This is a genomic window from Candidatus Dormiibacterota bacterium (assembly GCA_035532835.1).
Taxonomy (GTDB): Bacteria; Vulcanimicrobiota; Vulcanimicrobiia; order Vulcanimicrobiales; family Vulcanimicrobiaceae; genus DAHUXY01.
The window spans coordinates 12,218-35,363 of record DATKQG010000017.1; the positions used below are offsets into that span (position 1 = coordinate 12,218).

Annotated in this window: 19 protein-coding genes; 12 read left to right on the top strand and 7 right to left on the bottom strand. The window is 62.0% G+C overall.

Features of this window, described 5'->3' with window-relative positions; all coding sequences use genetic code 11:
- Window positions 1-6: 6 nt before the first annotated feature.
- The 5 genes from selA to VMW12_02500 are packed head-to-tail and all read left to right on the top strand — an operon-like array spanning window position 7 to window position 7,058.
- Entirely contained in the window at window positions 7-1,344 is a 1,338-nt protein-coding gene (selA, locus tag VMW12_02480) for an L-seryl-tRNA(Sec) selenium transferase (protein HUZ48590.1), read from the top strand.
- Entirely contained in the window at window positions 1,341-2,759 is a 1,419-nt protein-coding gene (locus tag VMW12_02485; protein HUZ48591.1) for an aldehyde dehydrogenase family protein, read from the top strand. The genes selA and VMW12_02485 overlap by 4 nt, the downstream gene beginning before the upstream one ends.
- Complete coding sequence (locus VMW12_02490) at window positions 2,756-4,165, top strand: amino acid permease (GenBank protein HUZ48592.1); 1,410 nt, start codon at window positions 2,756-2,758, stop codon at window positions 4,163-4,165. The genes VMW12_02485 and VMW12_02490 overlap by 4 nt, the downstream gene beginning before the upstream one ends.
- A gap of 7 nt (window positions 4,166-4,172) precedes the next feature.
- Window positions 4,173-6,047, top strand: a complete 1,875-nt coding sequence (gene selB, locus VMW12_02495; protein ID HUZ48593.1) for a selenocysteine-specific translation elongation factor — start codon at window positions 4,173-4,175, stop codon at window positions 6,045-6,047.
- A gap of 9 nt (window positions 6,048-6,056) precedes the next feature.
- Window positions 6,057-7,058, top strand: coding sequence for an adenosine deaminase (locus tag VMW12_02500; protein ID HUZ48594.1), 1,002 nt, complete (start codon window positions 6,057-6,059; stop codon window positions 7,056-7,058).
- 177 nt (window positions 7,059-7,235) lie between these two features.
- Here the strand turns inward: VMW12_02500 and VMW12_02505 are convergent, their stop codons facing one another.
- Window positions 7,236-8,324: a hypothetical protein gene (locus tag VMW12_02505; protein ID HUZ48595.1), complete on the bottom strand. Its 1,089-nt coding sequence runs from the start codon at window positions 8,322-8,324 to the stop codon at window positions 7,236-7,238.
- Between the two features lie 110 nt (window positions 8,325-8,434).
- Here VMW12_02505 and VMW12_02510 point away from each other — a divergent pair, with 110 nt between their 5' ends.
- Complete coding sequence (locus VMW12_02510) at window positions 8,435-11,401, top strand: hypothetical protein (GenBank protein ID HUZ48596.1); 2,967 nt, start codon at window positions 8,435-8,437, stop codon at window positions 11,399-11,401.
- Between the two features lie 9 nt (window positions 11,402-11,410).
- Here the strand turns inward: VMW12_02510 and VMW12_02515 are convergent, their stop codons facing one another.
- Entirely contained in the window at window positions 11,411-11,950 is a 540-nt protein-coding gene (locus tag VMW12_02515; protein ID HUZ48597.1) for a YceI family protein, read from the bottom strand.
- Between the two features lie 137 nt (window positions 11,951-12,087).
- Here VMW12_02515 and clpB point away from each other — a divergent pair, with 137 nt between their 5' ends.
- Window positions 12,088-14,718, top strand: a complete 2,631-nt coding sequence (gene clpB / locus VMW12_02520; GenBank protein HUZ48598.1) for an ATP-dependent chaperone ClpB — start codon at window positions 12,088-12,090, stop codon at window positions 14,716-14,718.
- A gap of 17 nt (window positions 14,719-14,735) precedes the next feature.
- Here the strand turns inward: clpB and VMW12_02525 are convergent, their stop codons facing one another.
- Window positions 14,736-15,071 carry a metalloregulator ArsR/SmtB family transcription factor gene (locus tag VMW12_02525; protein HUZ48599.1) on the bottom strand — a complete coding sequence of 112 codons (336 nt, stop codon included), beginning with the start codon at window positions 15,069-15,071 and terminating at the stop codon, window positions 14,736-14,738.
- Window positions 15,072-15,142: 71 nt separating this feature from the next.
- Here VMW12_02525 and VMW12_02530 point away from each other — a divergent pair, with 71 nt between their 5' ends.
- Together VMW12_02530 and VMW12_02535 are read left to right on the top strand one after the other, a co-directional pair.
- On the top strand, window positions 15,143-15,481 hold the full coding sequence (locus tag VMW12_02530) for a hypothetical protein (GenBank protein HUZ48600.1): 339 nt from the start codon (window positions 15,143-15,145) through the stop codon (window positions 15,479-15,481).
- A gap of 23 nt (window positions 15,482-15,504) precedes the next feature.
- The gene (locus VMW12_02535; GenBank protein ID HUZ48601.1) at window positions 15,505-17,085 is read left to right on the top strand and encodes a DHA2 family efflux MFS transporter permease subunit; all 1,581 of its coding nucleotides are present in this window, start codon (window positions 15,505-15,507) and stop codon (window positions 17,083-17,085) included.
- Window positions 17,086-17,275: 190 nt separating this feature from the next.
- On the opposite strand, the gene typA is transcribed toward VMW12_02535, so the two are convergent.
- From typA to VMW12_02550, 3 genes are read right to left on the bottom strand one after another with little or no spacing between them, the layout of a single operon-like run.
- A complete protein-coding gene (typA, locus tag VMW12_02540) occupies window positions 17,276-19,102 on the bottom strand; it encodes a translational GTPase TypA (GenBank protein ID HUZ48602.1) in 1,827 nt (608 codons plus the stop codon).
- 53 nt (window positions 19,103-19,155) lie between these two features.
- Window positions 19,156-19,464: an ATP-binding protein gene (locus tag VMW12_02545; protein ID HUZ48603.1), complete on the bottom strand. Its 309-nt coding sequence runs from the start codon at window positions 19,462-19,464 to the stop codon at window positions 19,156-19,158.
- A complete protein-coding gene (locus VMW12_02550) occupies window positions 19,428-20,432 on the bottom strand; it encodes a histidine kinase dimerization/phospho-acceptor domain-containing protein (GenBank protein ID HUZ48604.1) in 1,005 nt (334 codons plus the stop codon). The genes VMW12_02545 and VMW12_02550 overlap by 37 nt, the downstream gene beginning before the upstream one ends.
- Before the next feature lie 322 nt (window positions 20,433-20,754).
- Between VMW12_02550 and VMW12_02555 the strand changes: the two genes are divergently transcribed.
- Window positions 20,755-21,246, top strand: coding sequence for a hypothetical protein (locus VMW12_02555; GenBank protein HUZ48605.1), 492 nt, complete (start codon window positions 20,755-20,757; stop codon window positions 21,244-21,246).
- A 311-nt stretch (window positions 21,247-21,557) separates the two neighbouring features.
- Window positions 21,558-22,127 carry a hypothetical protein gene (locus VMW12_02560; GenBank protein HUZ48606.1) on the top strand — a complete coding sequence of 190 codons (570 nt, stop codon included), beginning with the start codon at window positions 21,558-21,560 and terminating at the stop codon, window positions 22,125-22,127.
- A gap of 91 nt (window positions 22,128-22,218) precedes the next feature.
- On the opposite strand, the gene VMW12_02565 is transcribed toward VMW12_02560, so the two are convergent.
- Window positions 22,219-22,494 (bottom strand): hypothetical protein, encoded by a 276-nt coding sequence (locus tag VMW12_02565; protein ID HUZ48607.1) that lies wholly within the window; start codon window positions 22,492-22,494, stop codon window positions 22,219-22,221.
- A gap of 210 nt (window positions 22,495-22,704) precedes the next feature.
- Here VMW12_02565 and VMW12_02570 point away from each other — a divergent pair.
- Window positions 22,705-23,146: hypothetical protein (locus VMW12_02570; GenBank protein ID HUZ48608.1), on the top strand; the 442-nt coding region annotated here is incomplete at its 3' end.

The window sequence follows — 23,146 nt, forward strand, 5'->3', positions numbered from 1 at the left end:
CGCAACGTGCAGGCGCTCCGGGAGTTGCCCGCGGTGCACCGGCTTCTCGACGATCCCGCCATCGCGCCCTACGAGGCTCTCGTAGGGCGCGATGCATTACGCGACGCAATTGAGCGCGAGCTCCGGCGCGCGCGCGGCACCCGCGCCGTGCCCGCATATGCGGAGCTGGTCGCGCAGATCGGCGTTCGCCTCGAAGCGCTGGCCGCGCAGTCGCTGCTGCCGGTCATCAACGGCACCGGCATCATCCTGCACACGAATCTCGGGCGAGCGCCGCTCGCTCGCGAGGCGCTCGACGCGGCGCGCGAAATTGGGAGCGGCTATTCGAACCTGGAGTACGACTTGCTCGAAGGGGCGCGCGGTTCGCGTTACGCTCGCGTAACGAGCCTGCTGCGCGAAGCGAGCGGCGCCGGCGACGCGCTCGTCGTCAATAATTGCGCGGCTGCCGTGCTGCTGATCCTCGATACGTTTGCCAAGGGATTGGAAGTGATCGTATCGCGCAATCAACTCGTCGAGATCGGCGGCGGCTTTCGGCTCCCCGACGTCTTAGAACGCAGCGGCGCGACGCTGGTCGAGGTCGGCGCGACCAACAAGGTGTATCTGCGCGACTTCGAGCGAGCGCTTTCGCCCAAAACGGCGCTGATGATGCGCTCGCATCCCTCCAATTACTCGATCGAAGGCTTCGTCCACGACGTAGATGCCGCCGAACTTGTGGCGCTGGGCGGACGCGTCGGCGTTCCGATTGTGGAAGATCTCGGCGGCGGCGCGCTCGTAGACCTCGGCGAATACGGTTTGCCGCGCGAACGTACGGTGCGCGATGCGGTCGGCGCGGGGGTAGCGTTGGTCGCCTTCTCCGGCGACAAGCTGCTGGGCGGCCCTCAAGCGGGCATCATTGTCGGCGCCGCTCCGGCGGTTGCGCGTTTACGCAGTAATCCGTTGCTGCGCGCGCTACGCGTCGATAAGCTTACGCTGGCGGCACTCGCGGAGACCCTGCGGCTTTACCGATCCCGCGAGTCGCGCGAACGCATCCCGTTTTACGCGATGCTGGGCGCGTCGCTGGATTCGCTGCGCGCTCGGGCCGGCGCTTACGTTGAGAAGATCGCCTCCGCGCAGATCGTGGAGAGCGAAGCCTTCGTGGGCGGCGGAGCGCTCCCGAAGCATGGGTTCCCTTCGATTGCCGTCGCGTTGCCGGTTGCGTCGCCGCAGAGCGTCGCGGCTCGCCTGCGTGGGGGAAAGCCGGCCGTCGTCGCCCGCGTCGACGAGCGCGGCGTCCTCATCGATCTGCGAACGATCGCTCCGGACCAAGATGTACTCGCGATCACCGCCCTGGAAGGTGCGTTACGATGAAATTTCCCGTGTTTGTTGCCGGCGAAGAACGCGCCGGCGACGGAACGATGGCCGTGCACAGCCCCTACGACGGCAAGGCCGTGGGAGAGGTTGCGATTGCCGGTACCCGCGACATGGAGGATGCGATCGCCTCCGCAGTCCTCGCGTTCAACGATTGCCGGCAGCTTCCGCGCTACGAACGTCAGGCGATTCTGCGGCGTATCGCGGCGGCGCTCCACGAACGCTCGGACGCATTGGTGGACCTGATGATTGCCGATTCCGGCAAACCGCGGCGCTTCGCCCGCATCGAAGTGGAGCGCGCGATTTCGACCTTCTCGCTCGCCGCGGACGAAGTGACGCGCGGCGCGGGCGAAGTGCTCCCCTTGGACGTCGCTCCCTCCGGCGTCGGATATACGGCCATCGCTTCCCGTCGCGCCATCGGGCCGATCGGCGCTATCTCGCCATTCAATTTTCCGCTCAACCTCGCCGCGCATAAAATCGCGCCCGCGATTGCGGTGGGGAACCCGATCGTACTTAAGGTTCCTCCACAGGCACCGTTGAGCACGCTCGAACTCGCGCGCATCGTCTACGCTTCGGGTTGGCCAAAGATGGGATTTTCGGCCATGCACGCACCGGTCGAAATCGCCCAAGCGCTGGCGACCGACGAGCGGATCGCGATGCTCTCGTTTACGGGGTCGAGTGCCGTGGGATGGCACCTCAAGAGCGTCTCCGGGCGCAAGCGCGTGGCGCTGGAACTAGGCGGCAACGCGGCCGCGATCGTTTGCGACGATGCGGACATCGCGTGGGCGGCACAGCGTTGCGCGCTCGGTGCGTTCGCGCAAGCCGGACAAGTCTGCATCAAAGTGCAGCGTATCTACGTGTTGCGTAACAAATACGAAGCGTTTCGCGAAGCGCTGCTGCGCGAAACGCGCGCGCTGGCGTTCGGCGATCCGAACGACGAACGAACGATGGTCGGCCCGGTGATCGACGCGCGCTCGGCCGAACGCATCGCCGATTGGGTCGCACAAGCGATCGCCGGGGGAGCCCGCGTGCTCTGCGGCAATACGTGGGAGAGACGCGTGATGGCTCCGACGCTCTTGGAGGATACGCAGCCTTCGATGTGCGTCGAATCCGAAGAGGTGTTCGGCCCGGTCGCCACGCTGCGTCCCGTCGATTCGCTCGACGAAGCGTTCGAACGTACGAACGCCACCCGGTTCGGCTTACAGGCGGGGATCTTTACGCACGACGTGCGTACGATTGCCGCCGCATTCGAACGCCTCGACGTGGGCGGAGTTATCGCTAACGATTATCCCACGCTGCGCATCGACAATTTTCCGTACGGGGGCGTGAAAGAGAGCGGTTTTGGGCGCGAGGGCGTTCGCTACGCCATGGACGAGATGACCGAGATGAAGTCGCTGGTCATCCGTTATCGGTGAAGCACCTCTTCGCACGGCAACCCCTGGCGTGGACGCAGAGCGATCGCGACGGGCCCACCTTACGCCGTTCGTTGGGGTGGCCGGCGCTTACGGCGATTGGGCTGGGAACGATGCTCGGCGGGATTTTTCCCACGATCGGCGCGGGAGCGCATGCGGCGGGTCCGGCCGTCATCCTCGCATACACGCTCTCGGGATTGGTGAGTTTATGCGTAGCGCTCTGCTATGCCGAATTCGCTTCGATGGTTCCGGTCGCCGGGAGCGCCTACACGTACGCGTACGCAACCCTCGGTGAAGCGGTTGCGTGGGTCATCGGTTGGGACTTGATCTTAGAGTACGGGCTTTCGGTTGCCCCGACGGCATCGTCGTGGTCGGATTACGCGCAGCATCTCCTCGCAAATGTCGGCGTCGTGTTGCCGGCGTGGGCGCAGAGCGGCGCCATCGGCTCCGGCCGGATCGACGTGATCGCCGCGCTTACCGTGCTTGCGGTGACGCTCTTGGTGGCTATCGGCATTCGCGAATCGGCGCATTTCAACGGCGCGCTCGTCGTGTTTCAAGTCGTGACGATGGTGGTGTTTCTCGCCGCGGTTCTACCCGCGGTGCATCTTTCCAACCTCCATCCGTTCGCACCCCACGGATGGCACGGCATCGTCGCCGGAACGGCACTCGTCTTCTACGCATACATCGGCTTCGACACCGTCACGGTTGCGTCGGAGGAGGCGCACGATCCGGTCAAACACGTTCCCCTGGGCATCATCCTCGCGTTGGTCATCGGCGGACTGCTCTACGTCGCGATCGCGTTTGCCACCGTCGGCGCCATTTCCGTGGGAAAGCTGAGCGACGGCGCCGCGATGCTCGATGCGCTCGAGGCCGCAACCAAGAATCCGATCGCATTTTGGCTCGTAGCCTTGGGCGGCATCGCCGGGAATACGACCGTCATGCTCACCTCGCTGCTCGGCCAAGTGCGCATTTTCTACGTGATGTCGCGCGACCGGCTGTTGCCGCATGCGGTTGCCGCGATCCATCCACGCTTTCGCACGCCGGTCCGGATGACGCTTATCACGGGCGGATTGGTGGCGGTTCTCGCCGCCACGTTGCCGCTGGCGGCACTCCTCGACTTCGTCAACATCGGCACGCTGAGCGCCTTTGCAATCGTCTGTATCGGCGTGTTGGTTCTGCGCATCGTACAGCCCGACGCGCACCGCCCCTTTCGGGCGCCGCTCGTGTGGGTGTTCACGCTGCTGGGCGCCGCCTCGTGTCTCTATCTGATTACCGGCCTCTCGTTGCCCACGTGGATTCGCTTTCTGGTCTGGTTCGCGGTCGGCATCGCGATCTACGCGGTTTACGGATATAGAAAGAGCCATCTGCGCGCCGCCATGACTTCCGCTTCAAAAACGGGAACGAGCTGAGCGGCATATGCACATCATCGGAACGGCCGGACACGTCGATCACGGCAAATCATCGCTCGTCGCAGCCTTGACCGGCACCAATCCCGATCGCTGGGCCGAAGAGCAGTTGCGCGGTATGACGCTCGATCTCGGGTTCGCGCATCTGCAACTACCCGACGGAGTCGAAGCCGGCATCGTCGACGTGCCCGGCCACGAACGCTTTCTGCATAACATGCTGGCGGGCGCATCGGGCATGGAACTCTTGCTCCTCGTGATTGCAGCCAACGAGGGCGTGCGCCCTCAAACCGTCGAGCACGTGCAGATCCTGCGCTATCTCAACGTGCAGCGCACCATCGTCGTATTAACCAAATCCGACTTGCTCTCCGCGGAAGAACTGGATCTCGTCGAGAGCGACGTACGCGCCGCGCTGCGCGACACGCTGGCCGCCGATGCACGTTACGTCCGCGTCTCGAGCGCGACAGGCGACGGCTTGGATACATTGCGCGCAGCCATTGCAAGCGAACTAGGCCGCATCGCGCCGCGCAACGCCGACGCGCCGGTATATCTGCCGATCGATCGGGTCTTTACGTTACCGGGCCGCGGGACGATCGTAACCGGGACGTTGATGCAAGGGAGCCTCGCCCCCGGAGACCTCGTCGCGATCGAACCGCGCGGCAAGCAGATGCGGGTGCGCGGCCTCCACGTATTCGGCCACCCGCGCGAACGCGCCACCGGCGGCATGCGCGTCGCACTCAATCTTCCCGGGATCGAAACGGCCGAGCTCGCGCGCGGCGACGTCGTCGCAAGCCCGGATTTTGCCTCGCAATCGAGTTTCTCCGTTCGTTTTCGTCCGCTGGAATCCGCACTAGCATTGATGCGCCGCCGCATGCCCGTGCGCGCGTACATCGGCGCCGCGGAGATCATGGGAACGCTCGTCTTCGAAGGCCCGCCGCACGATGCGAGCGAGGTCACCGCGCAACTGCATTTGCGCGAGCCCGCACTCGCCTTTCCCGGCGTGCGCTTCGTCGTGCGCCGCCCGTCGCCGAAAACGCTGCTCGGCGGCGGCGAAGTGGAGGGTGCCGGCGTCGCCACAACGACCGCCGAGGCTCCGAACGCCATCGAGAATATGTTGTTGACGATCTTGCGCGGGCGCGGCTTCGCGCCTTCGGAGATCGGACAGATCGCGTTTTTGGCCAATCTGCGCGAAGAGATCGCCGCCCCGGCGCTGGAAGCGCTCGCCCAACGCGGCGAACTCTTGCGGATCGAGCGTCCGAACGCGTTCATCGACGCGACGGCCGCCCGCGAGATCTTGAGCCGCGTGCTGGAGCGCCTGGCCAGGGGAGAAGCGGAGGAGCCGTGGGCGCTCGGCTTAACTTCGCTCGCCCTATCGCGCGAACTCGATATCCCGGAGTCGCTCCTCGTGCGCACGCTGGCAGCGTTCGCAGAAGACGGACGCATTGCCAAACGCGCCGGATATTACGCGACGATCGGCCACCAGCCGTCGCTCACCGACGCGCAAAAAGCCTTTTTCGACCGCGCCGTCGCGATCGATCCCGAACGCCCGCTAGTCCCCGGTCCCTACGACACCCTAGCAACGGCCCTAAAATCATCGAGCGTCCCGGGCGTCGCAAAAGCATACGAAACGTTGCTCGCGCGAGGTGCGCTCGTCAAGGTCGGCGACGATCTCTACCGAGGCTCGCAAATCGCCACGATCCACCAGCGCATCGCGGCCTGCATCAACGAGCACGGCCGCATGACGATGGCAGAATTTCGCGACGCGATCGGAACGTCGCGCAAATATGCGGTCCCGCTACTCGAATGGTTCGACGGCCACGGCATTACGATCCGCAACGGCGATTACCGCACGCTACGCCGAAAAGGCGAGACTCCGACGGCCGTATAACCACACCGCGTGATCGATATCGCGCATTTACCCAAAGCCGAACTGCACGTCCACATCGAAGGCACGTTCGAACCCGAACTCATTTTCGCGATAGCGGCCCGCAACGGCATCGCCGTTCCGTACGCCGGCGTCGAAGCGTTGCGCGAAGCCTACAACTTTACGGATCTGCAATCGTTTCTCAACGTCTATTACGCCGGCATGAACGTGCTGCGCACGGAGAACGATTACTACGATCTGGCGACCGCATACTTGAAACGCGCGTCGAGCCAAGGCATCGTCCACGCCGAACTCTTCTTCGACCCGCAAGCGCACACCGATCGCGGCATCGCATTCGAAACCGCGATCGACGGCCTGACGCGCGCCCTACACGACGCGCGACGCGACCTAGGCATGACCGCGCACCTCATCATGTGTTTCTTGCGCGACCGGTCCGCCCAATCGGCGATGGCGACGCTCGAAGCCGCGCTACCCTATCGCGACCGCATCGTTGCCGTCGGGCTGGACTCCGCCGAGCTCGGCAACCCGCCCTCGAAGTTCCAAACGGTCTTCGACCGCGCTCGCGCCGAGGGTTTTCTGACGGTCGCGCACGCCGGCGAAGAAGGCCCGCCCGCCTACGTATGGGAGGCGCTCGATCTGCTCAAAGTCTCGCGCGTGGACCACGGCGTGCGCAGCATGGAAGACCCGGCGCTGGTGGAACGATTGCGCCGGCAGCGGATTCCGCTCACCGTCTGCCCGCTCTCGAACGTCAAGCTGCACGTCGTACCCGCTCTCGCCGGCCACCCGCTCAAACGCATGCTCGATGCGGGATTGGTCGCAACGATCAACTCCGACGACCCCGCATATTTCGGCGGATATATCGACGCGAACTTCACGCAAACGATCGCGGCGCTAACCTTAACGCAGGACGAAATCGTAACCCTCGCCCGCAACTCCTTCGAAGCCTCATTCATCGACGACGCACTGAAGCAACGCTATCTAGCACGAATCGACGATGCCCTCGCTGCGCGTTGAAGGGCTAGCAGTGTTTGGGGAACGTGTGATTTTTGCACAATCGACAGGATGTCGACTTCCTTTGAATGTTGTGCAAAAACGCACGAGTAGGAAGCGCGCAGGATGCGCGCTGACGAACGGTTCCCCAAACACTGCTAGCCCTTCAACGCGCAGCGAGGGCGAGGACGCAGCAAGCCCCTAGTGCTTCAGCAGCGTCGCGACGCCGACAATCAACTCCAGCGCAATCAGCACGATGACGATCGTTTCGAGGAACGCGTCCCGGCGGCCGCGCGATTGATCGATGAAGAAGCGATACATGTCTTCGACGCTCGCGAGCTTGGTATCGATCTGCTTCTGCCAGTCGGCCAGGCCCAGGCGCGCGGCCGCCGCGCGATAGATGCGCGCGTAGTAGGCATCGCCGACGATCTTAAGCGCGTTGCTGGAGCGATCGATGATCTCTAGGACGTCGACGATCGTGTAGCGCAGCCGCGCGGCTTGGTCGGCTTCGCGGCGTCCGAGCATGGAACTCCCGACGCCGCCGGGCTGAAGCTTGTAGATGACGTCGAGTTCGCGATCGAGTTGGGCGTCGTAGGTGCGCAACTCGAGCAACTGCGAGTTGGCGAACTCGAGGATGTCTTGGATCGCATCGCTGCTTTCGCGCCGGTCGAAGACGAAGGCCGTGTCCCATTGGACGATGGTGAGATCGTCGGCAAAGTACGAAAACCGCACGCGTAAGGTCTCGTCGATTTCGGCGCGAGCGAGCTCCGAGCGTTCTCCGAGCAACAGATTCGCCAGTCGGGCCGGATGCTGGGCGAGGAGCGTCTGTGCATCGATCGGCGGGGCGCAACGCTCGATGTCGATCACTTGGTAGTCTTCCATGAGGATGTCGTGCGGATCGTCGAGCGCTTCGCCGAGTTCCTCGCAAATGCGGGTGGTGATGCGCTGCGCGTAGGCTGCGACGACATCGTCGTTGCGCAGGCGCTCGGAGAGCGCGGCCATGCGCTCCCAGTCCCCGCTCGCGTCGAACGAAAGGCGCAGTGAGATTACGCCGTAGTCGAATAGCTTCACGCGTACGCTGCAGCGCAGATCGCCGAGCTCCGCATCGGGCAGCCGCGCGACGAGCGGTGGAACTTCGAGCCTTAGGTATGCGCTCGACGCGTGCGGACGCAGGGGAATGTCGGCGGGGGCGAGGCCCTCGCCTTCGATCGTGCGCAGGGTGGCTAAGTCGATGGTGTCGGCGACGTCGAAGAGGTAATAGGCGCGAATCGATCCCGTGACTATGTCCATACTGTGGCACCGTTCGGCAACGCGCAGCTCCGGCCCGCCGCGAACAAAGGTTTTGCGCGCTTTGCCCGTATGCTCCGCATATGAACGGTTTACGCGTTGCCCTCCTTGGCATGACCGCGTTGGTTTTGCCGCTGTGTACTCTGACCACCGCCAGCGCGGATACGGATTCGGCTGCATTTGCAGCGTTGCACTATCGAGCGATCGGCCCCGCAATTGCGGGCGGTCGCGCGACGGCAATCGCAGGCAGCGACACCGACCCGATGGTGTATTATGCCGGAGGTGCCGGCGGCGGCGTCTTCAAATCGACGGACGGCGGCGTGTCGTGGCGTCCGGTGTTCGACCGGCAGCCGGTTGCGCCGATCGGTGCGATCGCGGTCTCGCCGAAAAATGCGAACGATGTCTGGGTCGGCACGGGTGAGGCCTATCCGCGCAACACGTCCGAGAGCGGTGACGGGCTCTGGCATTCGACCGACGGCGGAAAGACGTGGCACCATGCGGGCCTCGCGTCGTCGCAACGGATCGCGCGTATCTCGATCGACCCGCGCGACACGCGCACGGTAGCGGTAGGCGTTCTCGGCAACCCTTTTGCCGACAGCCATTCCCGCGGCGTGTACGTCACGCACGATGCCGGCGCGCATTGGGCGCATACGCTGTATGTCGGGCCTTCGAGCGGAGCGTCGGATCTCGTGCGCTCGCCGGACCATCCTTCAACGCTTTTTGCCGGTATCTGGCAGTTCCGCCGCTCGTCGTGGCACATGAGCAGCGGCGGACCGCTCGATGCGATCTATCGCTCGACCGATAACGGTGCGACGTGGCAGAAACTGACCGGCCATGGATTGCCGGGCGGCGTTATCGGCCGCATCGGCCTCGCTGCAGGCACCTCGAACCGCGTCTATGCGATCATCCAAGCCAAACACGGCGAACTCTGGCGATCGGATAACGAAGGCGTCACCTGGAAGGCGATGCCGCACAATCCGTTGCTGGGCGCGCGTCCGTTTTACTTCAATCGCATCTACGTCGACCCGGCCGACCCGAACCGGCTCATCAACGTCTCGCTCGTTCTGTCGATGACGACCGACGGCGGCAAAACGTTCAAGCCCGTTTCGCTCGCGGCCGGCTGGGATTATCATTTCGTGTGGTGGTCGCACGATGGGCGACGCGTGGCGATCGCGAGCGACGAAGCGGTGGTGATGTCCAACGACAGCATGCAAAGCGTGTGGCAACCGTACGATCTGCCCTTCGCGCAGCCATACCGCATCGGCTTCGATCACACGTTGCCGTATTACAACGTGTGCTTCGGTTTGCAGGACGATAATACGTGGTGCGGACCGTCGAGTTCCACCAACGGTGTCGGCGTGCTCAATCGCGATTGGTACACGATTGCACCGGGTGACGGCATGTGGGCCGTATACGACCCGAAAGATCCGAACCTCGTCTGGTCCACTTCGACGGCGTCCGATACCGGGCAGGTCTTCTTGAGCGACGTTCGCACGCTGGATGCGCGCGAAGTCTCTCCCGATGCGGAGATCAACGGCGATGAGGCCGCATCGGCTTTGAAGTATCGCTTCAATTGGGAATCACCGATCACGTTTACCAACGACGGCAAGGCGCTCGTCGGCGGGAACGTCGTCTTCGAGAGCGCCGACCACGGCCAAACCTGGACGGCGATCAGTCCCGATCTCACGCGCAACGACAAGTCGCACCAGCGGCACACCGGCGGCCCGATAACGCGCGACGAATCGGGTGCCGAAACCTCGGATACCATCCTCGACATCGGCGTCTCGAAACTCGCCGACGGACTGATGTGGGTGAGCACCGACGACGGCGTCGTGCAGCTCACGCGCGACGGCGGGGCGCACTGGACGAACGTCACGCCCGCGGCGATGCCGTCGTTCGGGCGCGTGCCGACGATCGAGCCGGGCCACTATTCGGCGGGGACGGCCTATATCGCGGTCGATCGCCATATGAGCGGCGACGACCATCCGTATATTTTCCTCACCGACGATTACGGCAAAACCTGGAAATCGATTGCGGGTAATTTGCCGCCCGACTTCTTCGTGCGGAGCATACGCGAAGACCCGGTCGACCCGAACCTGCTCTACGCCGGTACGCAGCGCGGCGTGTTCGTTTCATTCGATCGCGGTGGCCATTGGCACTCGATGCGGTTGAATATGCCTGCCACCGCCATCTACGACCTCGAGATTCAGCCCGATGCGGACGACTTATTGGTGGCGTCGCACGGTCGCGGTGTCTGGATCTTCGACGACCTGCGCCCGCTCCAAGAGTGGGCCAAAGCGCGGACGACGGCGATGACGCTCTTCGCTCCTCGCCCAACCTATCTCACCTGGACGGCTTCGCCGATCCATACGTTCACCAAGCCGCCGCTGCCGAGTAACGATTTCATCGGAACCAATACTCCGTACGGCGCCTTGATCACGTACTATCTCGCGCGCGCTCCCAAGCACGCGGCCATCGATATCGTCGATGCAAACGGACGCGTCGTGCGTCATCTCACGGGTAAGGACGTACCGATGCACGTCGGGATGAACCGGACGTCGTGGGACCTGAACGAGGACGCTCCGACCCCGTGGAAGGGCACGTTCCTTGCGAATCAACCCTCCCCCAACGCCGGAGCACGCGTGGTGCCGGGAACGTATACCGTGCGCCTCACCGTCGACGGAAAGACGACGACGCAACCGGTCGTCGTGAAGCCCGATCCGCGGACCGGCACGTCGCCGGTTCCCTACCAAGAGCATTACGCGGCGGTCTCGCAACTCAATAGCGAGTTGAGCGGGATCGATGCGATGCTCAATTCGATCGATGCGCGCTTAAAGCACGCGCGCGGCCAGGAAGCGGCGGGGCTCCTCGCGTTCCGCCACCGACTGACGCTCGACCCGAAGAACATCGAGGACCTTGAGGGGCCGGCACAACTGCGCGAGCGCGTTCTGGACTTGCTCTCGCGCTTGAGCAGTTCGTACCAAGGCCCGAACCAAGCCCAACAGCAAGAAGCGGCATCGATCGCCCGCGCGTACGCGGCGATCGGTGCCGGCTTCAAACGGATCGCTGGGGCCCGCTAGGGGCGGGGATTAAGCCAGGGCGGGTTGGCCTGCGCGGACGGCTTGGATGGAGAGCGCGATCTCGATATCCTCGCCGACGAGCACGCCGCCCGCTTCGAGTGCCTGGTTCCAGGTTAAACCGAAATCCTTGCGGTTGATTTTCGCATTCGCGCTGTAGGCGATGCGATCGTTGCCCCACGGGTCCTTACCGCGTCCATCGAAGGCTGCCGAGAGCGAGACCGGCTTCGTGACGCCGTGAATCGTCAGATTTCCGGCGATCGTCATCGCGTCCGCGGTGCCCGTGACCGAGGTGCTTGCGAACGTCAGCGTCGGGAACTGCGCCGCATCCAAGAAGTCGGGTGACTTCAAATGCGCGTCGCGGTCGGCGACGTTGGTCGAGACCGAGGAAGCGTCGATCGAGGCCTTGATCGAGGTCGGAAGGTTGGTCGCATCGTCGATATCGAGATCGACGGTGAAGGCGGTAAACGAGCCGCGAACCTTCGAGAAGACCATATGGCGAACGGTGAATTCGATGCTGGAGTGGCTGGGGTCGAGATTGAATGTGGACATCAGGCAGAGCTGCTCCTATAGCTTATGATATATAAGCAACCTACAATATATTGCCTGTTAAGTCAAGCCCCCAGGTCTTGCCTTGGCAGGGTGGGCCTGCAACTTTTTCTCCAAAATAGCAGTAGAATTAAGTAACCATGAACGTAGAAAAGATGACCGAGCGCGTTTCGGATGCGCTCAACGGTGCGTATACCCGCGCCTTGCACGAACACAACACCCAGACGACCCCCGAGCACATGCTCGCCGCCCTGCTCGAGCAGGAGCGCGGCATCGCGCCGGACATCCTCGCCAAGGCCGGCGCCGACCCGAAGGCGGTCGCACGCGCCGCCGACGCCGCGATCGGCAAGCTGCCGCGGCTCTCCGGCAGTAACGCCGATTCGGCCCAAGTGACCCTTTCGCCGGAGCTTGGGCGGGTGATGGCTACGGCAGAGACCGAGGCCCAAGCGCTGCAAGACGACTACACGTCGGTCGAACACGTGTTGCTCGCGATGTCGCAGGCATCCGGCGCGGTCGGCCAACTCTTCCGCGAAGGCGGCATCACGCGCGACAAGTTGCTGCAAGCCTTGCGCGACGTCCGCGGCAACCAGCGCGTCACCACCAAAGATCCCGAAGGCACGTATAAATCGCTCGAGCGTTACGGGCGCGATCTCACGCTCGAAGCCGAGCGCGGCAAGCTCGATCCGGTGATCGGGCGCGACGACGAAATTCGTCGCATCGTGCAAGTGCTCTCGCGCCGCACGAAAAACAATCCCGTCCTCATCGGCGATCCCGGTGTCGGTAAAACCGCGATCGTCGAAGGCCTCGCGCAGCGCATCGTTCGCGGCGACGTGCCGGAGGGCTTGAAAAACAAACGCGTGGTCTCGCTCGATATGGGAGCGCTGATTGCCGGTGCGAAGTATCGCGGCGAATTTGAAGAGCGCCTCAAAGCCGTGTTGAAAGACGTCTCCAATAGCGAAGGGCAGATCGTCCTCTTCCTCGACGAGCTGCATACCGTTGTCGGCGCGGGTAAGGCCGATGGCGCGATGGATGCGAGCAATCTCCTCAAACCGATGTTGGCGCGCGGCGAATTGCACATGATCGGCGCGACGACGCTTGACGAATACCGCAAGTACATCGAAAAAGATGCGGCTCTCGAACGGCGCTTTCAGCCGATCGTGGTCGACCAACCCAGCGTTGAAGATACCATTTCCATCCTACGCGGCCTCAAAGAGCGCTACGAAGCGCACCACGGCGTTCGGATCAAGGACGGCGCGCTGGTGGCTGCCGCGACCATGAGCAATCGCTATATTACCGATCGCTTTTTGCCCGATAAGGCCATCGATCTTATCGATGAAGCCGGCGCCAAGCTGCGCACCGAAATCGATTCGATGCCGCAAGAATTGGACGAAATCTCGCGCCGCGTCATGCAACTCGAAATCGAGCGCGAAGCGCTGCGTAAAGAGGATGACCGCGCCAGCCGCGAGCGCCTCGCCGTACTGGAACGCGAACTCGCGGGCCTGCGCGAGCAACAGACCGGATTGCGCCTGCAGTGGGATACCGAAAAGAACGCCGCGACCAAGCTGCAAGGCTTGCGCGATCGCATCGAGCAAACGAAGGTGCAGATCGAACAGGCCACGCGCCAAGCCGATTACGGCCGCGCCTCCGAGCTGCAGTACGGCGCTCTGCCCCAGCTCGAAAAACAGCTCAAAGCCGAAGAGGACGCCGCGTATTCCAACAATGGGAAGGGCCGTCTCTCCAAGGAAGAGGTGGACGAAGAAGACATCGCCGAGGTGATCTCGCGCTGGACCGGCGTGCCGCTCTCCAAACTCCTCGAAGGCGAGAAGCAGAAGTTGCTGCATCTCGATGAAGAGCTGCACAAACGCGTCATCGGCCAGAACCAGGCCGTCGATTCGGTCGCCGAAGCCGTGCTGCGTTCGCGCTCGGGCTTGGCCGACCCCAATCGTCCGATCGGCTCGTTTATTTTTCTCGGCCCCACCGGCGTCGGCAAGACGGAGCTGGCGCGCGCGCTAGCCGAGTATCTTTTCGACGACGAACGCGCGTTGATTCGTATCGATATGTCCGAGTATCAGGAGAAGCACACCGTCGCGCGCCTGCTCGGTGCCCCTCCCGGATACGTCGGCTACGACGAGGGCGGCCAGCTCACCGAAGCGGTGCGGCGCCGGCCGTATTCGGTCATCCTCTTCGACGAAATCGAGAAGGCGCACCCGGATGTCTTCAACGTCTTTCTGCAAATTCTCGACGACGGTCGCTTGACCGACGGGCAAGGCCACACGGTCGACTTCCGCAACACGATCGTGATCATGACCTCGAACATCGGCAGCCACCGCATTCTCGATTACAAGGGCGAATCCGGCGGAGCCGACGAGGCGCTGATGCGTGCGACCGTGATGGAAGAACTCCGCGCACATTTCCGCCCCGAATTCCTCAATCGCGTCGATGAAATCATCGTCTTCCACGCGCTGACCGAAGACCAGCTCGGGGAGATCGTCGAGATCCAGTTGCAGCGTTTACGCGCGCGGCTGGCCGAACGGCGCATCACGCTCGTCCTCGACCAAGCGGCGAAAGTGCATCTGGTGAAAGCGGGCTTCGATCCACACTACGGCGCGCGCCCACTCAAGCGTACGATTCAAAAGGAGCTGGAAACCCCGCTCGGGCGCCGCATCCTCTCCGGCGATATCGCCGACGGCGACACGGTGGAGGTAGGCGTCAACGACGTCACCGGCGAGCTGACGTTCCGCTCGGCCGCGCCGGTTTCGGCGATGGCATAGCGGATGCGGCCGGCGCGCTACGTTTGCGGTAGCGCTTCGACGGCCGTGAGCAGCCCGGCGAGCAGGCCCGGGAACATATCATCGATCAGCTCGCGGCGCAGGGAGAGATACTTCTTGCGCCCTTCGTAGCGAGCGGTGATGAGCCCGGCTTCGCGCAGCACTTTGAGATGGTGCGAGAGATTCTGCTTGCTCGTGACGTCGCAGAATTCATAGGGGCATCGTTCGCCGCCGATCGCCAACTGGCGCACTAACTCGAGGCGCGTCGGGTCGCTCAAGGCGGCCAATACGCCGTAGATCGTGATGTCTTCCCGTTCGGGGAACCAGTAGGTGCGAGTCGGCTGTTCGTTCGTCATATCTTTTTGTGCGGAGCGCTTGACAGTACAATAACCATTGTACTATTATCCAGTACAAGATGTATTGTACTATGGACGACCGGGAGACGTCCAGCCGCGGTCTCACCCCCGACGCCCGCGCGGCCTACGCCGCGCTCGCCCGGCAGGCGCAGGCCCTTGGGCGCATCTCCGCCTCCCTTCAACAAGAAGCCCGAAGGGTATCCCGTGCCTACGAGGCCGCGCTCCTCGAGGGCGACCATTCGGCGTGGAGCGACTTCGTGCGCGCCTGCGCCCAACTCGCCGCCCACGGCTCCAGCATCGCATCGGTGATGGAATACAGCGCGCCCGAACGTGAGGCCCAAGCGTTTTTCGAGCAGATCGCGCTCGAAAATGCCGACTTGCTCGACCAACCAGTCTTTGCCCTAGCTTAGCCCGCACCACCGGAAGGCTCCCAATGTCCAACGTCGTTGAATACGGCGCACGCCGTGCTGCCGTCGTGACTGCCGTCATGCTCGCCGCGCTCATGCAACTCGCGGACACCACGATCGTGAACGTGGCTCTCCCCACCATCGACGGATCGCTCGGCGCTACGACCGATCAAGGCGCGTGGTTCGTCACCGCCTACATCATTGCGAACGTCATCGTGATCCCGCTCTCACCGTGGTTTATCACGTTGCTCGGACGGCGTAACTATTTCGCGCTTTCGATCGCGGGATTCACGGTGGTTTCCGTATTGTGCGGCCTCGCTAACGACACGACGACCGAGATCGCGCTACGATTCATTCAAGGTGCGTTCGGCGGCGGATTAATGGTGCCGGCGCAACAGATCATCCGCGACACGTTCCCACCAAATCTGCTCGGCAAGAGCCAATCGCTGTTCGCGCTCGCCGTCGTCATCGGCCCCACGATCGGCCCAACCCTCGGTGGATTGCTGACCGATCAAGCCTCGTGGCGCTGGGTGTTCTTCATCAACGTGCTGCCGGGCATCGCGGCAACGATCTTGGTGATGCTATTCGTGCGCGACCCGGAGCGCCCGCGACGGATGTCGTTCGACTTCTTCGGCGTCGGACTACTCGCGGTCGGCCTAGGCGCATTGCAGTACGTCCTTGACGAAGGCGAACGCGACGGCTGGTTTAGCGATAGCAATATCGTGATGCTTGCGGCCCTCTCGTTCCTAGCGCTGCTCGCCTTCACGCTCTGGGAACTCTACGGCGCGAAAAACCCCGGCGTCGCGCTGCGCGTATTCGGCCAACGCTCCGTATGGGCGCTCGCCGTCATCAATTTTGCCGTCGGCGGCGCGATCTTCGGATTGGTGTTCATCCAGCCGCAGTACACGCAAGAGTCGCTCGGCTTTACCACGACGCTCGCCGGCATGTTGCTGATGGTGCGAGCCGGCACGATCGCGATACTCTATCCGATTACCACGTGGGTTGTTTCCCAACCGCGAATCGATCTGCGCGCCGTCGCTGCCGCAGGCATCTTCGTCGCCGGGCTCGCCACATGGCTGCAGACCTATCAGATGACGACCAACTCCTCATTCCTAACGTTCGTCCTCACGCAGATGCTCAGCGGGGTCGGCTTCGCCTTCGTGTTCGTACCGCTCAACGTCGTACTCTTCAAAGCCGTCGTCCCATCAACGATTCCAGCAGCGCTCGCGCTGACGCGACTCGCCCAACAAATCGGCGCCTCGGTGGGATCGGCATATGCTGCAACGCTCCTCGATCGCGGCTTCGCCATCGCACAGAACGCGCTCGCCGGATCGGTTTCGCTCGGACGCGCATCGGTGCAGCAGTTTCTCGCGGCGCACGGCCCGCACGCACTCGGCACGTTGGAGGGGCTGGTCGCAGCGCAAGCCGCAAACATCTCGGCTGCCCAAGCCACGAAATTCTTCGCGCTCGCCACCATGTGCGCCACCGCGCTACCGTTCTTGCTCGCCCGCAGCCGAGAGCACCACGAAGCGCTTGCAACACCACCGGTAAGAACCGAACGCGGTGCAATCGACACTCCGCGCAAGCGCGTTGTAGCGACCCGCTAGAACCTATAGGCAGCGGAAAAGCCGCGGTAGGGGCTAGATTGGGAGCGTGCAGTTTTTTCGACCTGGCCCGGAGGGCCATTTCAAAACTTGTTCTGTCGAAAAAATGCTCGAGCTAAAAAATTTCACGGATGAAATTTTTTGGCGTCTCCCGATCTAGCCCCTACCGCGGCTTTTCCGCTGCCTAAGCTCGCTACGTCGCCGTCTTTTCGCGGCGGCGCGCCTTGAGGCGCTCGCTCTCATCCAGGATGCGCTTGCGAATGCGGATCGTCTTCGGTGTTACCTCGACGAGCTCGTCATCTTCGATGAATTCGATCGCGCGTTCGAGCGAGAGTTCCTCGGGCGGCGCGAGACGCACGGTGTCGTCCGAACCGGAGGCGCGCATGTTGGTGAGCTTCTTGGCTTTGACGACGTTGAGCGCGATGTCCTTATCGTCGTTGGCTTTGCCGACGATCATGCCTTCGTACGCTTCGGCGCCGGGGCCGACGAAGAAGCGGCCGCGCTGTTCGACGCCGGCGAGTGCGTAGGCGGTAATCGTGCCGGTGTCGCTGGCGACGAGAGCGCCGACGTTGCGGCCGGGGAGTTCGCCTTGCCACTCTTGGTGATCGTAGTAGGTGTGCGACATCACGGCGGTGCCGCGTGTGAGCGTCAGCAGTTCGCCGCGCAGGCCGAAGATGGCGCGGGTCGGCATCGTGTATTCGAGGCGACGCGAATCGCCGACGTTGATCATGTTGGACATGATCGCCTTGCGCTTGCCGAGCGCTTCGATAACGGCGCCGGCGTAGTCTTCTTGCACGTCGACCACGACGTACTCGACCGGTTCCCAGCGCTTGCCGTCGCGTTCCATGATGATGACTTGCGGTTTGGAGACGGCGATTTCGTAGCCTTCGCGACGCATCGTTTCGATGAGGATCGAGAGATGGAGTTCGCCGCGGCCGCGCACTTCGAACGTGTCGGCCGATTCGGTATCTTCAACGCGCAGTGCGACGTTGGATTCGAGTTCGCGCATCAAGCGGTCGCGAATCTGTCGCGAGGTGAGGAACTTGCCCTCTTGGCCTGCGAACGGCGAGTTGTTGACCGAGAAGAACATCGAGACCGTAGGCTCGTCGACCGCGACGGCGTGAATGCCCTCGGGGGCGCCGGCGTCGGCGATAGTATCGCCGATGTTCAAATCTTCGATGCCTGAGACGCAGATGATATCGCCGGCGGCGGCTTCCTCGACTTCGATACGTTCGAGCCCTTGGAAGGTGAGCATCTTGGTGAGGCGGAGGCCCATTTCGACTTTGCCGTCGCGTCCGACTTTGGCGATCGGCGCGTTCACGCGCGTGCTGCCGCGGAAGATGCGCCCGATGCCGATGCGTCCGACGAATTTGTTGTGATCGATTGCGGAGATGAGCAGCTGGAACGGCCCATCTTCGGCCGGGGCTTCGGGAACGTGATTGGCGATCGTTTCGAAGAGCGGCTCGAGATTCTCGCTCGGATCTTCGAGCGTGCGCTTTGCGATGCCCATGCGCCCGTTGGTGAAGACGACCGGGAAATCGGCTTGCTCGTCGCTTGCGCCGAGTTCGATAAAGAGGTCGAAGACCTCGTTGACGATCTCGGTGGGGCGCGCATCCTTGCGGTCGATTTTGTTGATCGCGACCAAGACTTTGAGATCGAGTTCGAGCGCCTTGCGCAGCACGAAGCGCGTCTGCGGCATCACGCCTTCGGCCGCATCGACGAGCAGGAACACGCCCTGCACCATCTGCAGCACGCGCTCGACTTCGCCACCGAAATCGGCGTGGCCGGGCGTATCGACGATGTTGAACTTGACGTCGCCGTGGCGAATCGCCGTGTTTTTGGCAAGAATGGTAATGCCGCGCTCTTTTTCGAGCGGGTTGGAGTCCATCACGCGGGTCGCCACATGCTGGCCCTCGCGGAAGACGCCGCTCTGTTTGAGCATGGCATCGACGAGCGTGGTTTTGCCGTGGTCGACGTGGGCGATGATTGCGACGTTGCGGATATCAGGACGGGTCTTCACGAGGGAAGTTCTACCACAGAATACGCCTTTTGCGCTACCGCCTAGCGCGCCCGCTAGGCACGCGGGAGCGTAAACCAGAAGCTCGTGAGCCGCTCCGGCTCGCTTTCGAAGCCGATTTGGCCGCCCATTTTGGTGACGAGTTCCCGGCAAATGTAGAGGCCTAGCCCGATCGAGCCATCGTCCAAAGCAAGGTGGCCAAACCGAGTAAAGAGCTTGCTTCGGTCCTCTTCGGCGATCCCGGGCCCTTCGTTGACCACCGCGATCGTCACCCGATCCTCGGAGCCGTGCACGTCGATGTGGATGGGGCTATCGGGATAGCTGTACTTCACGGCGTTTTTGAGCAGGTTGGTGAGAATCTGCACGGTTCGCCCAACGTCCGCCAACATCGCCGGGACGGGCTCCAGATAGGCCGCATGAAAAGTGCGCTCCGGGTGCTCGCTACGAATCCGCGCCATCGATTCCTCGAGAATCGGGACCGGATCGACCGGCTCGACCCGCAGGGAGAGATGCCCCGCCTCCATCCGCGAAAGCAGCAAGAAGTCCTCGAAAATGGACGAGAGCCGCATCGTGGAGCTTGAAAGCACGCCTCCTGGCGTCGCTCGGCGCCCCGCGATTCAAAGTGCGTTTCGAAGAGGGCGCTCGCGCCCCGGATGGCGGCTAACGGCGAGCGTACTTCGTGCGAGATCATGCTGAAGAACTCGTTTTGAACGCGGGCGTTCTCTTCGAGGATACGGCGGCGTTCGATCTCGGCCTGATGGGCGCGCGTGTTCGCGAGCGCGAGCCCGACCAAGTTGACGAAGAGCTGCATTTTGCGCAGGGTCTCGCGAGAGGGCACCTTGCCGTCCGTAGGGGCATCGGCGGAGAGGTAGCCCAGCATCTGGCCGTCGTGGTCCGGCAGCACCAGAGCAAGCGTGTCGCGTTCGTGCCAGGCCCCGGGGGCACTCCGTAATTCATCGAGCGGACGATATCCCGTATAGATGCTTCTGGCCCAGAACGTCTCGTGCTCGGCCGGGGTGTAGTAGCAGTTGGGAAGCACTTGGGATTGTGGCTCGAGGAAGCCCAAAATGTCCTCGCGGACGATGCGCTCGCCCAGGCGCGTGCGGACGATCTCTTCGGGAAACCCGTGGAGGACGCGGCGAAACAGATCTTCGCCCGGGGCATCGGCGGCGACGATGGTGACGTAGGTGAACCCGAACAGCTCCGAAACGGCGCGCGCGATCTGCTCGAGCGCCGGACCGATCTCCTGCGCGGCAAGAATGTCGTGCGTGATCGAGAGCAGGCGTTGGAGCAGCTCGGCCTCGGCCTGGCGGCCCTCTTTCGTCGAAGTCATCGCCCTATAGGTATCGGCATAATCGCGACGCGAGCGGACGCAAGGCCCCCACATCTTCACCGGAAAGGCCGCTGTGCTTGCCCGGACCCTGGGTTCGTGCCCGCGCTCGCGCACGCTATATTTGGAACGCGCGAGCGCCCGATTACGCGCCGCGTAAATTGCAGCAACGGAGCGTTGCGCCTTCGCGTCTTCTCAGGCCGGCCGCAGCGCTGATTTGGGCGTTCGCATCAAGTCTATTGCAGGATGGCTGTGAGGCAGCTAACAAGCTATCCTGGGATTTCCAGCCATATCGTTGCGCTACATAGCAGAGGAATTGAGTACGATGAACAAACGGATACTTGCGGCCGTGGGCCTTTTACTAGGGCTCGCATTGGGCATGACGCCCAGCGCTCGCGCCGCCACGCCGACCCTGGCGCCGTTCGATTTCAATAACCCGACGTTTACGCATAGCCATCCGTTTGCGAAAGCGCATGTCGTCATTCAGGTGAGCCAAGATTCGCCGGCCGTGTGGACGCTGACGCTGAACAATGCGAAGAATCTGCTCGATTATTTCGGGCCCGAGCAAGTGCAGGTCGTCGTTGTCGCATACGGGCCGGGGCTGAAGATCCTGTTCGACAAGAGCCCCGTCGCGCAGTACATCGCATCGCTCGATGCCGAAGGCGTGGAATTCGACGCCTGCCATAACACGTACGAAGCATTCACGAAAGCGCTCGGCAAAGCGCCGGTCCTGGTTCCCCAGGCCGTTATGGTGCCCGCCGGCGTCGTACGCATCATGCAACTCGAACAGCACGGCTTCGATTACATCCGCCCGTAAAAACATTCAGCAACCCGCGCTTCACGGCGCGGGTTGCTCCATCACGGCACATGGGAGCGTACGGGTCTGGTGGCTCGCACGGTCTTCAAATCCCCGACCAGGGATGTTGACGTATCCCATCTAGTGCTGGAGGCCCTTATTTAGTGCTTAAATAGGGGTAGTAATTTCCCGTTCCGTCCCAACCTGTAGTGCCTAAATCGGGCTGGTCCGTTAGACAGGCGCTAGACGGAAAACACCAGGCTTCGCAAAGAAGATCGCCGTCTCAAAATCGCTATCGTTCACTGGTTGCGTTAGCGTACTAGGAGAGAAGGATGGATGCTTTCCAGATTGACGATATTGCGCTACGTAAAGTGCTCGTCCAATTTTGTCATATGCACCTGCTTTCTTCCGAAGCCCCGGTCAAGATGCACGCCAGGCCAGCGCCAGAGGTAATGCGTTTTGTTGTGGGCGCTTTGAAAATACGACCAAATGCTGGTGAAGAGTTTAGTAAGGCGGAGCAGAAGCGCCTGAAGCGCACAATTTATCCCTTGTATCGTCGAACATGGTTGGACCTCGGTGGAAGTCCTGAGGAGCGTCCGGGGCCGGATCACAGGCGGCGCAGGCGGCACGGAAAATACAAACTAATGTGGCCAAACCAGCGGAAGCAATCGGGCCATGTTGAGATGACAGATCGTGATGCAACGATCCGAAGCCTTCGTCGGAGAATTACGCTCACGGAACGAAAAATCATGGAATCGGAAAAGGACCGTTCGACTAACATCAAGTTACTAAAGAGACTAAAAGTCGATCTCGCCAAGATGGTGGGTTCGAGTTCGTCTCAGCCGGAGAAGAAACCATTGTCAGTCCAACTTCCTCGGCAAAACTATGGAGAAGACACGTAGTCTTCGGGGACTTAGAGGCGCAAAAACGGAAGAAACTCTCAATGAACTTTTGACCCCGATGTAGCGGTCTGTCGTGGCTGAAATGCTGGCCTCATTCGGTAATTAGGTCCACGCCAATTTGTTTGATATCGTATAAACTAATAAGACCACAGCCTCCACATCCCACCGTAGCGCATGCTAAGCCCACCTGAAAATCCATTTGCGATTGCGCATCTTGGGCGATAAGGCGCACAAGGTACGGAGGAGCTTGACGTTTTTCGTTCCCGCATCCCGGGCATGGGCCGAGTGCATTGAACTCCCCAAGTCGCGCTACTAATCTGCCATGCTGCTCTTGACTCAATTTCATGCGGATGTTTTCGATCTTCATCAGATCGGTGCCTGGCGGTAAAACGCGTCACTGGGCTCTTACTCTAGGCTGAGCGCCAATTCTGTTTTAGGAAATAGGCCAAGCATCCTATAGCCGTGAACTAGAGCCCGAGGAGCCCCTTCGACAGTTTGCTATAATGGCGGTAGATCGTTGCGGTCGTGGGAGTTGTGGCCCATTACACGCCAACGCCATTCGTCATTGGGGATATGTGTGATGCGCTTTACCAGGCCCTTATTTATGACTCTACCCTGCCTGATGATCTTCGCTGGTTGCGTTGTCAGTCGTCCCGAAATCATCGGGCATACAGCAAAGATCACGGGTCTAATTCCGTGTGCCGGAAGCGCCGAAGCCGCCGATGCGATGGATTCAAATTCGTTTGCTGGGGCGGTTGGAGCAGAGGGACAAGGCGCAGCCGCATCCGCAAACTTTCGCCAGTTAAACGCGAGTGGCGGCATTTGGCTTCAGAATGGCTGGACCGTTCGATTTACAGGGTCGCAAGATATTGGCTACCTAGATTACACTTCAATCTACGTTGAGGCTGTTCCGAAAGATCAGCAGCAATACCGGGGCGATATGTGCTGGCTGAAGACTGACGACATTCAAACGTGGGTCGATCAGGGCGACCTGAAATATCCAATTGGTTCCTCAAGTA

What these genes read in the sequence shown, in the direction of transcription:
- VMW12_02485 (HUZ48591.1), top strand. Translation starts at nt 1,341, where the DNA reads ATGAAATTTCCCGTGTTTGTTGCCGGCGAAGAACGCGCCGGCGACGGA.
- selB (HUZ48593.1), top strand. Translation starts at nt 4,173, where the DNA reads ATGCACATCATCGGAACGGCCGGACACGTCGATCACGGCAAATCATCG.
- VMW12_02505 (HUZ48595.1), bottom strand. Translation starts at nt 8,324, where the DNA reads ATGGACATAGTCACGGGATCGATTCGCGCCTATTACCTCTTCGACGTC.
- VMW12_02510 (HUZ48596.1), top strand. Translation starts at nt 8,435, where the DNA reads ATGACCGCGTTGGTTTTGCCGCTGTGTACTCTGACCACCGCCAGCGCG.
- VMW12_02515 (HUZ48597.1), bottom strand. Translation starts at nt 11,950, where the DNA reads ATGTCCACATTCAATCTCGACCCCAGCCACTCCAGCATCGAATTCACC.
- clpB (HUZ48598.1), top strand. Translation starts at nt 12,088, where the DNA reads ATGAACGTAGAAAAGATGACCGAGCGCGTTTCGGATGCGCTCAACGGT.
- VMW12_02525 (HUZ48599.1), bottom strand. Translation starts at nt 15,071, where the DNA reads ATGACGAACGAACAGCCGACTCGCACCTACTGGTTCCCCGAACGGGAA.
- VMW12_02530 (HUZ48600.1), top strand. Translation starts at nt 15,143, where the DNA reads ATGGACGACCGGGAGACGTCCAGCCGCGGTCTCACCCCCGACGCCCGC.
- VMW12_02535 (HUZ48601.1), top strand. Translation starts at nt 15,505, where the DNA reads ATGTCCAACGTCGTTGAATACGGCGCACGCCGTGCTGCCGTCGTGACT.
- VMW12_02550 (HUZ48604.1), bottom strand. Translation starts at nt 20,432, where the DNA reads ATGACTTCGACGAAAGAGGGCCGCCAGGCCGAGGCCGAGCTGCTCCAA.
- VMW12_02555 (HUZ48605.1), top strand. Translation starts at nt 20,755, where the DNA reads ATGAACAAACGGATACTTGCGGCCGTGGGCCTTTTACTAGGGCTCGCA.
- VMW12_02560 (HUZ48606.1), top strand. Translation starts at nt 21,558, where the DNA reads ATGGATGCTTTCCAGATTGACGATATTGCGCTACGTAAAGTGCTCGTC.
- VMW12_02565 (HUZ48607.1), bottom strand. Translation starts at nt 22,494, where the DNA reads ATGAAGATCGAAAACATCCGCATGAAATTGAGTCAAGAGCAGCATGGC.